The sequence below is a fragment of the Pseudomonas sp. TE3786 genome, from assembly GCF_054057335.1.
Window position 1 is genome coordinate 177,833 of the sequence record NZ_JBSRZF010000002.1, and the last position, 13,413, is coordinate 191,245.

Annotated in this window: 9 protein-coding genes; 2 read left to right on the forward strand and 7 right to left on the reverse strand. The window is 61.9% G+C overall.

Annotated elements, in window-relative coordinates:
- Nucleotides 1-14: 14 nt before the first annotated feature.
- Both ACVW0Y_RS03290 and ACVW0Y_RS03295 read right to left on the reverse strand, forming a co-directional pair.
- Complete coding sequence (locus ACVW0Y_RS03290) at nucleotides 15-1,760, reverse strand: potassium/proton antiporter (protein WP_457436027.1); 1,746 nt, start codon at nucleotides 1,758-1,760, stop codon at nucleotides 15-17.
- 264 nt (nucleotides 1,761-2,024) lie between these two features.
- Nucleotides 2,025-3,827: an acyl-CoA dehydrogenase gene (locus ACVW0Y_RS03295; RefSeq protein ID WP_457436029.1), complete on the reverse strand. Its 1,803-nt coding sequence runs from the start codon at nucleotides 3,825-3,827 to the stop codon at nucleotides 2,025-2,027.
- A 174-nt stretch (nucleotides 3,828-4,001) separates the two neighbouring features.
- On the opposite strand from ACVW0Y_RS03295, the gene ACVW0Y_RS03300 reads away from it, so the two are divergent.
- Entirely contained in the window at nucleotides 4,002-4,838 is an 837-nt protein-coding gene (locus ACVW0Y_RS03300; protein WP_457436030.1) for a 23S rRNA (adenine(2030)-N(6))-methyltransferase RlmJ, read from the forward strand.
- A 105-nt stretch (nucleotides 4,839-4,943) separates the two neighbouring features.
- Here the strand turns inward: ACVW0Y_RS03300 and ACVW0Y_RS03305 are convergent, their stop codons facing one another.
- The 4 genes from ACVW0Y_RS03305 to ACVW0Y_RS03320 all read right to left on the reverse strand — a co-directional run bounded on the left by ACVW0Y_RS03305 (nucleotide 4,944) and on the right by ACVW0Y_RS03320 (nucleotide 10,929).
- Nucleotides 4,944-6,212, reverse strand: a complete 1,269-nt coding sequence (locus ACVW0Y_RS03305; RefSeq protein ID WP_457436032.1) for an HD-GYP domain-containing protein — start codon at nucleotides 6,210-6,212, stop codon at nucleotides 4,944-4,946.
- Nucleotides 6,213-6,301: 89 nt separating this feature from the next.
- On the reverse strand, nucleotides 6,302-7,324 hold the full coding sequence (locus ACVW0Y_RS03310) for a DctP family TRAP transporter solute-binding subunit (RefSeq protein ID WP_457436033.1): 1,023 nt from the start codon (nucleotides 7,322-7,324) through the stop codon (nucleotides 6,302-6,304).
- Between the two features lie 174 nt (nucleotides 7,325-7,498).
- The gene (gene msrA, locus ACVW0Y_RS03315) at nucleotides 7,499-8,143 is read right to left on the reverse strand and encodes a peptide-methionine (S)-S-oxide reductase MsrA (RefSeq protein ID WP_457436034.1); all 645 of its coding nucleotides are present in this window, start codon (nucleotides 8,141-8,143) and stop codon (nucleotides 7,499-7,501) included.
- An 89-nt stretch (nucleotides 8,144-8,232) separates the two neighbouring features.
- Nucleotides 8,233-10,929: a putative bifunctional diguanylate cyclase/phosphodiesterase gene (locus ACVW0Y_RS03320; RefSeq protein WP_457436035.1), complete on the reverse strand. Its 2,697-nt coding sequence runs from the start codon at nucleotides 10,927-10,929 to the stop codon at nucleotides 8,233-8,235.
- A gap of 119 nt (nucleotides 10,930-11,048) precedes the next feature.
- Between ACVW0Y_RS03320 and ACVW0Y_RS03325 the strand changes: the two genes are divergently transcribed.
- Nucleotides 11,049-11,528 carry a hypothetical protein gene (locus ACVW0Y_RS03325; protein ID WP_457436036.1) on the forward strand — a complete coding sequence of 160 codons (480 nt, stop codon included), beginning with the start codon at nucleotides 11,049-11,051 and terminating at the stop codon, nucleotides 11,526-11,528.
- A gap of 227 nt (nucleotides 11,529-11,755) precedes the next feature.
- On the opposite strand, the gene aceF is transcribed toward ACVW0Y_RS03325, so the two are convergent.
- On the reverse strand, nucleotides 11,756-13,402 hold the full coding sequence (gene aceF, locus ACVW0Y_RS03330) for a dihydrolipoyllysine-residue acetyltransferase (protein ID WP_457436038.1): 1,647 nt from the start codon (nucleotides 13,400-13,402) through the stop codon (nucleotides 11,756-11,758).
- Nucleotides 13,403-13,413: the final 11 nt, after the last annotated feature.

The following is a 13,413-nucleotide window of genomic DNA, read 5'->3' on the forward strand; positions in this document are numbered from 1 at the left end:
GGGAAGCGAGCAGTTTAGAGGAACAAGCCAGGGCCGGGGCGGCTGCCTTCGGGGAATTTGACGCCGACCTTGCGGATCTTGTTCCCTTCCATGGCCGCCACCGTCCAGGTCAGGCCATTCCACTCCACCTGGTCGCCGATCACCGGCTCGCCACCAATCTCGTGGGAGATAAAGCGGCCCAGCGGCATAGTGCCGTCGACATCGCCGACTTTAAGCCCGTAGAGGGCGGCGATGGCGCTGAGTTCGGCGTCGCCTTCGAGCACGAAGTCGCCGAAGAAACGCAGGTCCAGGCCACGCTTGGGCGCCTGGCTGAACAGCTTGCCGAGGGCTGGCAGGTCATGTTCATGGCCTACCACGCAGAGCATGTCGCCAGCTTCCAGGGTGGTACTACCAGACGGGTGGAGCAGTTCGGTGCCGCGGAACAGCGCGGCGATCCGCGTGCCTTCGGGCATATTCAGCTCGCGCAGGGCGGCACCGATGCACCATTTCTCCGCGCCCAGGCGGTAGACGAACAGCTCCCACTGGCTGGTAGGGTGCACTTCCAGACCCGCGCGGGAAATCGGTGCCGGCTCCGGCGGTACGGTCACCCGCAGCCACTTCGCCACCCATGGCAGGCTGGTGCCTTGCACCACCAGCGACACCAGGACGATAAAGAAGGCCAGGTTGAAGTACAGCTGCGCATGTTCCAGGCCGGCCATCAGCGGGAACACCGCGAGAATGATCGGCACCGCGCCGCGCAGACCGACCCAGGCGATAAACACCTTTTCCCGGTCATGGAAGGCTTTGAATGGAAACAGGCCGACGACCACCGACAGCGGTCGGGCGATCAGGATCATCCACAGCGCCAGAGCCAGGGCGGGCAGGGCGATGGGCAGCAAGTCATGGGGCGTGACCAGCAGGCCAAGGACCAGGAACATGCCGATCTGCGCCAGCCAGGCCAGGCCGTCGAGCATATGCAGAATGCCGTGGCGCGAGCGAATGGCCTTGTTGCCCAGCACCAGGCCGCACAGGTACACGGCCAGAATGCCGCTGCCATGCAGGGCGTTGGTGAGAGCGAAGGTCAGCAGGCCGCCACTGACCACCAGCAACGGATACAGACCGTGGGCCAGGTGAATGCGGTTGACCAGCTTGAGAATCACCCAGCCGCCGCCCAGGCCGATCACAGCGCCGATGCCGAATTCACGCAGCAGATGCAGCAGCAGACCGAAGCCGAATTGATCCTGACCGCTGGCCAGCATGTCGATCAAGGTAACGGTGAGAAACACCGCCATCGGGTCGTTGCTACCGGACTCGATTTCCAGGGTAGCGTTTACCCGTTCGTTCAGACCTTTACCGCCCAGCAGCGAGAACACGGCCGCCGCATCCGTGGAGCCGACGATGGCACCCACCAGTAGGCCCTGCATCAGATTGAGATTGAACAACCAGGCGGCGGCCATGCCGGTAAGGCCGGTGGTGATCAGTACGCCCACCGTGGCCATCGACAGCGCCGGCGACAGCGCCACGCGGAAGCTGGACACCCGCGTGCGCAAGCCGCCATCCAGCAGGATCACTGCCAGGGCCAGGTTGCCCACGAGGTAAGAAAGGGGGTAGTTGCTGAAGCCGATACCGCCGGGACCATCGACTCCGGCGATCATGCCGACCGCGAGAATGATCACCAGAATCGGGATGCCCAGACGCGAGGAAAGCGAACTCACCAGAATGCTCGCGCCCACCAGCAATGCGCCGATCAGGAACAGGCTATTGATGGCGGTTGCATCCAAGGGCAGAACTCCAGGCAAAACGGCGGATAGATCGAAAATGACCTACAGCATGCAGCAGGCATGCCAGACGATTCTAACCCGCGTTTTCCTGCGCCTGTCAAAAAAAAGCCCCGCGTGTGGGCGGGGCATGATTTTTGTTGTTACGGATGGGTGTTCGGCTTGCGATTCTGGGTCTCAGCCTGCGCTGGGACGACGGTGTTCTTTGCCACTCCCTCCGTCACCCCAGCGCAGGCTGGGGTCCGGAATTTTGGATCGAAGAGCGCGTTAGAACCAGGCGTCTTTCATCCCCAGACACGTATCGTCTTTGGCCTCGAGAATCGCCAGGTCGTGGTGCATGCTCGGCACTTCCCAGGTCAGGAAGTAGCGTGCGGCTTGCAGCTTGCCGGTGTAGAAGTCGTGGTCCTGGGCATTGCCCTTGGCTAGCCCTTCTTCGGCGCGAATCGCCTGTTCCAGCCAGCGCCAGCCGATCACCATATGGCCGAACACCTTCAGGTACAGGGCCGAGTTGGCCAGGCTTTCGTTGACCTTGCCCTGCATCAGGTCACCCAGCAGCGCCAGGGTCACGGTGGTCAGGCGCGATAGCAGATGTTCCAGCGGCTCACGCAGGGCATTGAGCGATTGGTACTCGGCGGCGCGCTGGCAGCAGGTCTGCACCAGCTTCACCAGTTGCTTGAGCGCGGCACCGCCATTCATCGACACCTTGCGACCGAGCAGGTCCAGCGACTGGATGCCGTAGGTACCTTCGTGGATCGGGTTCAGGCGGTTGTCGCGGTAGTACTGCTCCACCGGGTATTCGCGGGTGTAGCCGTGGCCGCCGAGAATCTGGATCGCCAGTTCGTTGGCCTTCAGGCAGTAGTCCGACGGCCAGGATTTGACGATCGGGGTCAGCAGGTCGAGCAGTTCCAGGGTCGACTTGCGCTCTTCCTCCGTGGCCAGGGTCTGGGTGTCGTCAAACAGGCGGGCGGCGTACAGGGCCAGGTCGAACGAGCCTTCCACATAGGCCTTCTGGGTCAGCAGCATGCGGCGCACGTCGGCGTGCTCGATGATCGCCACTTGTGCGGTGGTGGGGTCTTTGCCGTCTGGCAGGCGACCTTGCGGACGCTGACGGGCGTAGTCCAGCGAGTACAGGTAACCGGCGTAGCCGAGCATCACCGCGCCCATGCCGACGCCAATGCGCGCCTCGTTCATCATCTGGAACATATACGACAGGCCCGCGTGCGGCTTGCCGACCAGATAGCCCACGCACTCGCCGTTATCGCCGAAGTTCAGCGCGGTGGAGGTGGTGCCGCGCCAGCCCATCTTGTGGAACAGGCCGGCAAGGATCACGTCGTTGCGCTGGCCCAGGGAGCCGTCATCGTTGACCAGGAACTTGGGCACGATAAACAGCGAAATACCTTTCACGCCGGGCGGTGCGTCCGGCAGCTTGGCCAGCACCATATGCACGATGTTTTCCGACAGCGGGTGGTCGCCGCCGGAGATAAAGATCTTGTTGCCCTTGATCCGGTAGCTGCCATCGCCGGCTGGCTCGGCGCGGGTACGCAAGTCCGACAGGGAAGAACCGGCATGGGGTTCGGTGAGGGCCATGGTGCCGAAGAAACGGCCGTCGATCATCGGCTGCAGGAAGCGCTGTTTTTGCTCTTCGTTGCCGAAGCTCTCGATCAGGTTGGCCGCGCCCATGGTCAGGAACGGGTACGAGGTGGTGGCGGCGTTGGCCGACTGAAAGTGGCAGAAGCAGGCCTGCGACAGCAGGGTTGGCAGCTGCATGCCGCCGGCTTCGAAGTCACGCGAAGCATTGAGGAAACCGGCTTCGAGGAAGGCGTCAACGGCCGGTTTCACTTCCGGGATCAGCACGGCAGCGCCGTCGACGAATTGCGGTTCGTGTTCGTCGTTCTTGCGGCAGTGCGGGGCAAACAGGTTTTCCGCGATGCTGCGGGCGGTGTCGATGGCGGCGTCGAAGGTTTCGCGGCTGTGTTCGGCGAAACGCTCGCGCTGGGTCAGGGCTTCGGCATCCAGCACTTCATAAAGCTCGAAGGCCAGGTTACGGGAGCTGAGCAGAGTCTCGGACATGCGGCTTACCTGTTTTTGTTGGACGGTTAAAAACTACGTTGCCGGAGTCTATTGCGGCTTCATGGCAGCGCCTAGCTTCATACAGGCCAGTGATAAAGCAGCAAAACCCACTAACCATGGCAGTCTAGCGGGCTGGTAAACTTCGCCGCCTTAGCGCGCCCGAGGACCTGCACCATGAACTACCGCCACGCCTTCCATGCCGGCAACCATGCCGATGTGCTTAAACACCTGATCATCAGCCGCATCATTGCCTTGCTGGCGCGCAAGGAAGCTCCGTTCGTATGCCTGGATAGCCACGCGGGCCTGGGCCTGTACGACCTCAAGGGCGATGAAGCGAGCCGTACCGGTGAATGGCTGGAAGGCATTGCCAAGCTGTGGAGTGCCGACGACCTGCCGGCCAGCACCGATGACTACTTCGACGTGCTCAAGGCCATGAACCCGGACGGCGAACTGCGCTACTACCCAGGTTCCCCCGAACTGGCGCGGCAGCTGACCCGCGACCAGGACCGCGTGTTGCTCAACGAAAAACACCCGCAAGACGGCCAGCTGCTCAAAGAGAATATGCGCGGCGACCGCCGCGTGGCGGTCCACCTGGGCGAAGGTTGGCATGTGCCGCGTGCCTTGCTGCCGGTGGCGGAGAAGCGCGCCCTGTTGTTGATCGACCCACCCTTCGAACAGAGCGATGAACTGGATCGTTGCATCACCGCGCTGAACGAAAGCATCAGCCGCATGCGCCAGACCATCGTCGCCATCTGGTACCCGATCAAGGACGAGCGCCAGCTCAAACGTTTCTACCAAGGCCTGAGCAAATCCAGCGCACCGAAACTGCTGCGTGCCGAGCTGTTTGTGCATAGCCCGGATGATGCCACGCGCCTGACCGGCTCCGGATTGGTGATTGCCAATGCGCCGTGGGGGTTGGAGGAGGAGTTGAAAGAATTGCTGCCGTGGCTGGCCAAGCACCTGGCGCAGAGCGAAGGGAATTGGCGCCTTGACTGGTTGATTGCTGAGTAACCTAAGGCAATCACCGTCCCTGTAGGAGCGGCTTTAGCCGCGATGCTTTTGAATTAGTAGTGTGCAGAAATCGCGGCTGAAGCCGCTCCTACGAAGATCAAACGCTTATTTCGGGCGCTTGGGGTCGACGTAATAACTCAACTGCTGCCGCGGATTCAGGTAGTCGCGGGCCGCTTCATCCAGCTCCGATGCCCGCACGCTCTTGGCAATCGCCAGTTCGGGCTCCTGCTCCAGGTTGATGATCAGCGCCTCGCTCTTGGGAATATTTGCCTCGTATAGAATCAGCGTCGGCTTCAGCGGCAGCGTCGGGTGCATGCCCAGCACCAGGCCGAAGCGGCCGTCCTGCAACTGCACCAGACTGCCCGGCGGATACACGCCCATGCAGCGGATAAAGGCTTTCAGTGCCACCTGGTCGAAGCGTTCCTTGTACTGGTTGAACATCCGCGCCAAGGCTTCGTGGGGGCTGATGGCATCGCGCGGGTTTGCGGGGTTGCACAGGTTGTCGAAGACGTTGGCGATGGTCACCACGCGGCTCAATCGGCCGATGGCGGCTTCGTGCAGGTGGTTGGGATAGCCGCTGCCGTCGCAGTATTCGTGGTGCTCGTAGATGATCCGCAGCACTTCATCGTCGAGCATCAGCTTGTGCCCGCGGCGGCGGCCGAATTCGGTGTGCATCTGCAGAAACTGTAATTCCGGGCGGTTCAATGGCTCGGTTTTCAACAGCACCTTGCTCGGTACATCCATCTTGCCCATGTCATGCAGCAGGGCACCCAAGCCCAGGGAGTGACAAGCCTCGCTGTCATAGCCGAGCTGCCGGCCGAGCATCATCGACAGCACGGTAACGTTCAGGGCGTGGGAGTAGGCGTCTTCGGCGGCCTTGCCGTTGATGCTGTGCAGCACCACGCCATCCTCGGCCATCATCGCGTCCACCAGCTCGCGAACCACGGCGCCGGCCTGTTTCACCACGTCTTCGGGGGCGCGGTGCAGAGTGTGGTTGAGTTCTTTGACCATCTGGCTGGTGTGGATGAACTTGCGGTCCACTTCGGCCAGGCGTTTGCGCAGCTTGCTCAGCTTTACCGCGCGGGCCTGGGCGGCTAGCTCTGCGGCGCTGGGCGGCGGGGGTTCTGCTTTGGCTGCTTCGATAACGGTTGGCGGCAGTTCGTCCGGGTGGGGCAGCGGCGGGCAATCGCTTTTCGCCGGGTCATAGCGCACACGGGTCAGGCCCAGGTCGAGCAGGGCGTCGAGCTGGGCCTGGTCCTTGATCTTGAAGTTGCTGAAGGCGAAATCGTGTTCCCACCAGCCGAGGTCGAGCTGTACAAACAGCCCTATGCAGAGCTGTTCGGGGACGATGTAGCGTTTGGCGGAATCGGGCATGCAGGGAACTTGGGCCGGGGTCAATGAAAACCTAAGTCTAGCCGGCCTTTGTGCCCATAGCAGCCTGCCTAATGGCTAACCGCCAGCAATTACTTGCCGGCGTTTTTGCGGTTGACCTGCTCGGCAGCATGCACGATGTCACTGCCGATCTCCGCTTCGTACTGTTTCCACACCGGTTGCATGGCTGCGCGCCAGGCGCTGCGCTCTTGCTCGGTGAGGCTGATCAGGTGGGTTTTACCCTGGCTCAACTGCTGGCGAGCGACAACGTTCTGCTGCTCGGCGGCGTTGTTCACGGCGAAGGTCACCTCTTCGATGATGCCTTCCAGTTCGGTGCGGGTGGCGTGGGGAATGGCGTACCAGAACTTGGTATTGGTCACCAGCATATAGTCGAGCACGCCATGGTTGGTTTCGGTCATATACGGCTGCAGCGGGGCGTATTTCTGACTGTAGAGGTTCGACCAGGTGTTCTCGGTGCCCTGCACCTTGCCCTCTTGCATGGCTTGCAAGGTGGCGGCGAATGGCAGTTTCACCGGCGTGGCACCAAGGGCGGTGAACTGGCTTTCGATCACCGGCGAGGGCTGGATGCGGAAGGTCAGGCCTTTGGCATCGGCCGGGTTGTTCAGCGCCTTGGTGGCCGACAGCTGCTTCATGCCGTTGTGCCAATAGGCCAGGCCAGTGATGTTGTGCTGCTGCATCCCGGTCAGCAGCTGACGGCCCTTGGCGCGCTGCTGGAAGCGGTCGACTGCCGCCAGGTCGTCGAACAGAAAGGGCAGGTCGAAGATTTGCAGTTGCTTGTTGTACTCGCTGAACTTGGCCAGCGACGGTGCCAGGATCTGCACCTTGTTGTCACGCAGGGCCTGCAGCTCATCGGCATCGCCATACAGGCTGGAGTTGGGGTAGATCTCGACGCTGACCTTGCCGGCCAGGCGTTCCTCGGCGAGTTTTTTGAACAGCAGCGCGCCTTGGCCCTTGGGCGTGTCTTCGGCGACGACGTGGGAAAACTTGATAACGATGGGTTCGTCACTGGAAGCGGCGCCGACGGCCCCGGCAAAACTCAGCAACGCGGCAAACCCTGCGACCAGGCGGCTACGCCCGAGGTGAAACGTGTTCATGCAGACTCTCTCTCTTTTTATAGGCGCATCCGGTGCAGCCACTGGGCAAATCGGCAGCGGTATGACAGCTGGCAGAGAGTGATCCTACAACTTGCTTGTTACCGTCGCTCTAAGACCTTCGCAAGGCGTGAACCACGTCGTGACTGCCGCGCAATCACGACGTGTTCGCGCGTTTTACAGCAGGCAAACCCCGGTGCCGCCCAACCCGCAATAGCCATTCGGATTCTTGGCAAGGTACTGCTGGTGGTACGCCTCGGCGTAGTAAAAGGTCGGCGCTTCGATGATTTCCGTGGTGATGGTGCCGAAACCGGCAGCCTCCAGTTGTTCCTGGAACGCGGCCTGGCTGCTCAGCGCTGCATCCAGCTGGGCCGGGCTGGTGGCGTAGATCGCCGAGCGGTACTGGCTGCCGACGTCATTGCCCTGGCGCATGCCCTGGGTCGGGTTGTGAATTTCCCAGAAGGTTTTCAACAGGGCGGCATAGCTGGTCACTTTTGGATCGAACACCACCAAAACCACTTCGGCATGGCCGGTCAGGCCCGAGCAGGTTTCGTCGTAAGTGGGGTTGGGGGTGTGGCCGCCGGCATAACCGACGGCCGTGGTGAACACGCCGGGTTGCTGCCAGAAGCGCCGCTCAGCGCCCCAGAAACAGCCGAGGCCGAAGATCGCGGTTTCCAGGCCGGCCGGGAACGGGCCCTGCAGCGGGTTGCCGTTGACGAAATGCTGCTCCGGCACCGGCATCGGGCTTTCACGGCCGGGCAGGGCTTGCTCGGCGGTAGGCAGGTCGAGCTTGTGGGCGAGAATTTGCGAACGCAGCACCATGGCAGGCTCCTAACGAGTTGGCTTAACAGATGGGTTTAGCTGATGTGGCGTTGCAGTGGACCGAATACAAGGCCCAGCGTTACAGCGAATTAGCTCGCCGGTCGGCACGGGTAGCGACGCAGGCTTTCCAACAAGTCGCGGCCGGCAATCGGCCGGTCGAACAGATAACCCTGGCCGATATCGCATTTATGCCGGCGCAGAAAGCTCAGCTGGGCCGCATTCTCGATGCCTTCGGCCACGACTTTGAGCTTGAGGTTGTGGGCCATGGCGATCACCGCCGAGGTGATTTCCATATCATCCTGGTTGTCCGGGATGTCCTTGATAAAGCTGCGATCGATCTTGATCACATCGATGGGGAATTTTTTCAGGTAGCTGAGGGACGAGTAGCCGGTGCCGAAGTCGTCCATGGCCAGGGTCAGGCCCAGGCTCTTCAGGCGATTGAGCTGCTGGCGGGTGTCGTCGGTGGCTTCCAGCAGCAGGCTTTCGGTGAGTTCCAGCTCCAGCAGGTGCGGCGGCAGCATTTCTTCCTGGAGGATATCGGCAATCGAGCCCACCAGGTCGGGGTCGGAGAACTGTTTGGGCGACAGGTTGATCGCCACCTGGATATCACCCAGGCCGAGGGCGGTGAGCTGCTTGCTCATGCGGCAGGCCTGGCGTGCCACCCATTTGCCGATGGGGATGATCAGCCCGGTGTCTTCGGCCACGCTGATAAATTGGTCCGGGTTGATCATGCCCTTTTCCGGATGGTTCCAGCGCAGCAGCGCCTCCATGCCGGTGAGATGGCCGCTGCGCAGATCGAGCTTGGGCTGGTAGAACACTTCCAGCTCGTTCTGGGTCAGGGCGCGGCGCAGGTTGTTTTCCACAAACAGCTTGTAGTTGGCCTCGGCGTTCAGCGCCTCGGTAAAGACCTGCACCTGGTGTTTGCCGTTGGCCTTGGCTTTGTGCAGCGCCAGGCCCGCGTGTTTCATCAGGGTGTGTGAGTCCTCGCCATGCAGCGGCGCGCAGGCCAGGCCCACCGAGCCGGTGACGCTGATCAGTTGGTTGTCGACGAACAGGGGTTTGTCGAGGGTCTGCAGAATCTGCCCGGCAATCCGTTGGCCTTCAGCGACATCGCAGTTGTCCAGCAGCACGGCGAACTCGTTGCTGGCAAAGCGCGCCAGGCTGTTGTTGGCGTTGAGGCTGTTGCGTAAACGACGGGCCAGACTCATCAGCAGCTTGTCGCCGGTCTGGTGGCCGAGGCTGTCGTTGATCCGCTTGAAGTTGTCGATGTCCACCAGCAGCAGGCAGGTGGGCTGCTCGCTGTTGCCGGAAAAGCGTTCTCCCATGCTGCGGATAAAGGCCGGACGGTTGCCCAGGCGGGTGAGGTTGTCGGTATAGGCCAGGCGCTCGATGCGCTGTTGGGCCAGTTTGGTCTGGGTGATGTCTTCGTAGATGCCGATGTAGTGGGTCAGCTCGCCGTCAGCGCCATACACCTTGGAAATCGACAGATGGCCCCAGTAGGGTTCCAGGCTCTTGCGCCGGCTGCGGAACTCGCCGTGCCAGCTGTTCTGCTGAGCCAGGTTGGAGTGGGCATCGAACAGCAGGTCGCTGAGGTTGGCCAGGGCTGGCAGCTCGGATAGCCGGCGGCCCTGCACTTCTTCCGGGCTGAACAGGGTGATGGCGGTAAAGCTCGGGTTGACGTATTCGACTATGCCTTCGCGGTCGATCAGCAGAAAGGCGCTGGCGCTCTGCTCGACGGCGCGGCGAAACAGTTGCAGTTCGCTGCTGGCACTGCGGCGCTGCTGGTTGACCATGGCGTGGGCGAACTGGTCGGCCAGCTCGCCGGCGAAGGCGATTTCATCGGCCTGCCAGACCCGTTCGCTGCCCACATTTTCCAGGCACAGCACCGCCACCACTTCGCCGGCGACCCGCACGCTGGCATCCAGCATGGCGCTGACGCCACGGGGCAGCAGATGGGTTTCGGCCAGCTCGCGGGTCCGCGGGTCGCGCATCGCGCTGTGGGCATCGATGGCGCGGCCGCTGTGCAGGGCGGCGAGGTAATGCGGGTACTTGCTCGCGTTGATCGGCGGCGGCAGCTCATGCTGACCGATATCGGTGCTGTACATGGTGATCGGGTCGAGCTGCTCAGCGCGCAGGTGCCAGAGGCTGGCGCGGGCGACACTGAAGGTTTCGCAGGCGGCCTTGGTGATCAGTTGCGCGGCCTCGAATACCTGGTTGTCCGAGCTGTAGCGATGGCGCGCCAGACGCACGATCATGCTTTGCTGCGCCCGGCTGCGCACCAGGTGCTGCAGGTGTTCTTCCTGGGAGCGTTGGTAAAGTTCGAGGGAGGCTTGCAGGCGGTTGTTCTGGATTTGCAGTTCGGACTGTTGCGGTTGGCGGTCGGGGAACACCGGTTCGTCTGCCGGCAATAGATAGCCGCGCAATAACTGTCGTCCGTGCTGCTTGAAGGCCTCGCCGAGCTCCACCAGGTGCAGGACGCCCTGGGGCGTATGCAGCTTGTAGTGGACTTTGTAATGCGGACTGTCTTTAAGTTGCAGCTGGATGGTGTCGTGCAACTGATAGCGCTGTTCCGGCTCCATCAGGCTGGCGTAGGGCGAGCCGACCAGGCCGCACAACTCACCAGCTGCCAGGCCCAATTGGGCTTCGCAGGAGGCATCGAGAAACAGCAGAGTCCAGCTAGCCTCATTAAGCCGCTCGAAACGCAACATGCCGAGCCGCGAGGGCACTGGCAACTGCGTCACAACCTCGACCGCCGGACGGCTGGCGGCATCGGTATGGCTTTTCATCGAGAGACCCGCTTCCAGTATGCTGAACGAGTGGCTCGGGGCCACTTCAACGGTAAGGGTGCATCATGCGAACAAGACTGACAAGGCGGCTCGGGATTTTGCCTGCAATCGCCTTCTTAATGCTGGCAGCGTCTGGCGTGCAGGCGGCAGAGCCGGAAGCAGAGTTGAGCGGTGCCGAGCAGGCGCGTTACCTCAACGAACTCAAGCATCTGTACCTCACCAGCGACGAGCGCCAGGCCCTGCTGGCGCAGAGCAATGAACTGCTGGATACCTATGCGGTGCGCGCGGCTTTTCAGGTTGGTCAGGCCGAACGCCGCGACCAGGTATATCAACTCAGCGTCGGCGGCTCGGGGGAATTGTTGATCCACGAGAAAACCCGCGAAGCCCAAGGGGTAGGCCTGGCCGTACGCAATCAGCGCCTCTCGGTGTTTGGTGTAGATCCCTATATCAAATACGACTGCCCGCCCACCGAGCAGGTCTGCATACTGAAAAATCCCCAGGATGGCAGCCCGTGGCTGACCATTCGCCGCGACCACCAGGGCGCGGCGGAGTTGGCCAAGGCGTTGTCGTTCCTGCTGCGCAATCTGCAGAAGGGCTGAACTTCTTCCGGACACACCGTCGTCCCAGCGCAGGCTGGGACCCAGAATCTTCAGTCGATTTGCGTCTCTCGTCCTATCCGAGACTCTGGATCCCAGCCTGCGCTGGGATGACGGATGTTTTGTTCCAGTGATTGTTTTCCCCTCAAAAAACACGCAAAAAAAAACCCCGCCAAACGGCGGGGCTGAGGTACGAGCGTGGCATGCCCGAAATATGAAGCGCTAAAGCCTTAAAGCAGCATGGTGCGGATATCGCCCAATACGTCGCTCAGACGTTTGGTGAAACGGGCGGCAGCAGCACCATTGATGACGCGGTGGTCGTAGGACAGGGACAGCGGCAGCATCAGCTTGGGCTGGAAGGCTTTGCCATCCCAGACCGGCTGCATGGTCGCCTTCGAAACCCCGAGGATCGCCACTTCCGGCGCGTTGACGATCGGCGTGAAGCCGGTGCCGCCAATGTGGCCGAGGCTGGAAATGGTGAAGCAGGCACCTTGCATGGCGTCGGCCGAGAGCTTCTTGGTGCGCGCTTTTTCCGCCAGTTCGGCGGCTTCGGCGGCCAGCTGCAGCAAGCTCTTCTTGTCGACGTCCTTGATCACAGGCACCAGCAGACCGTCCGGGGTGTCCACGGCAAAGCCGATGTTCACGTACTTCTTGCGGATAATCGCTTTGCCCGACGGTGCCAACGAACTGTTGAAGTCCGGCAGTTCCTTGAGCAGGTAGGCGCAGGCCTTGAGCAGCAGCGGCAGCACGGTGAGTTTCACACCGGCTTTCTCGGCCACGGCTTTCTGCGCAATGCGGAAGGCTTCCAGCTCGGTGATATCGGCCGAATCAAACTGGGTAACGTGCGGCACATTGAGCCAGCTGCGGTGCAGGTTGGCGGCACCGACCTGCATCAGGCGGGTCATCGGCACTTCTTCGATTTCACCGAAGCGGCTGAAGTCGACTTCCGGAATCGGCGGAATACCCGCACCACCGGTAGCGCCGGCAGCCGGTGCTTCCTTGGCCTTCTGCATCATGGCTTTGACGTACACCTGCACGTCTTCTTTCAGCACCCGACCGTGGGGACCGCTGGCGGTTACGGCGCTCAGTTCCACACCAAACTCACGCGCCAACTGGCGTACGGCCGGGCCGGCGTGGGTTTTGGCACCGTCTTTGGCTGGCGCGGCGGGAGCAGCCGGGGTCGCTTCAGCTTTGGCTGGTGCCGCAGCCGGTGCAGGCGCTGCGTCGGCTTTGGCGGCCGGTGCGGCTGGTGCTGCGGCTGGCGCAGGGGCGGCAGCCGGTGCTGCACCTGCCACTTTCAGCTTCAGAATCAGATCGCCGGTGCCGACTTCGTCGTCCAGCTTGACGCTCAGGCTTTCCACCACGCCGGCAGCCGGCGAAGGGATTTCCATGCTGGCCTTGTCCGACTCCAGCACCAGCAGCGATTGATCGGCCTCAACCGTGTCACCGACCTTTACCAGCAGTTCGATGATCTTGGCTTTGCCTGACGAGCCGATATCCGGCACGTGGATATCTTGCACCGAGCTGGCCGCAGCCGCAGCTGGAGCTGCCGCCGGTGCAGGCTCGGCTGCTTTGGCCGGTTCAGCGGCAGGCGCGGCTTCGGTCTTGGCGGCTGGCTCGGCGGCGGCAGGGGCTGCTTCAGCGCCGTCCACTTCCAATTCCAGCAGCTCATCACCTTCTTTCAGGCGATCACCGAGTTTGACCTTCAGGCTTTTCACCACGCCGGCTTTCGGCGCAGGGATTTCCATGCTGGCTTTATCCGACTCGAGGGTCAGCAGGCTTTGATCGGCTTCGATCCGGTCGCCCACTTTCACCATCAGTTCGATGACTTCACCTTCACCGCTGCCAATGTCGGGTACGCGAATTAATTCACTCATGTGTGCGCTCC

Bases quoted from the DNA above. Each gene is read 5' to 3' on its own strand.
- ACVW0Y_RS03295 (WP_457436029.1), bottom strand. From the start codon at position 3,827: ATGTCCGAGACTCTGCTCAGCTCCCGTAACCTGGCCTTCGAGCTTTAT.
- ACVW0Y_RS03300 (WP_457436030.1), top strand. From the start codon at position 4,002: ATGAACTACCGCCACGCCTTCCATGCCGGCAACCATGCCGATGTGCTT.
- ACVW0Y_RS03305 (WP_457436032.1), bottom strand. From the start codon at position 6,212: ATGCCCGATTCCGCCAAACGCTACATCGTCCCCGAACAGCTCTGCATA.
- ACVW0Y_RS03310 (WP_457436033.1), bottom strand. From the start codon at position 7,324: ATGAACACGTTTCACCTCGGGCGTAGCCGCCTGGTCGCAGGGTTTGCC.
- msrA (WP_457436034.1), bottom strand. From the start codon at position 8,143: ATGGTGCTGCGTTCGCAAATTCTCGCCCACAAGCTCGACCTGCCTACC.
- ACVW0Y_RS03320 (WP_457436035.1), bottom strand. From the start codon at position 10,929: ATGAAAAGCCATACCGATGCCGCCAGCCGTCCGGCGGTCGAGGTTGTG.
- ACVW0Y_RS03325 (WP_457436036.1), top strand. From the start codon at position 11,049: ATGCTGGCAGCGTCTGGCGTGCAGGCGGCAGAGCCGGAAGCAGAGTTG.
- aceF (WP_457436038.1), bottom strand. From the start codon at position 13,402: ATGAGTGAATTAATTCGCGTACCCGACATTGGCAGCGGTGAAGGTGAA.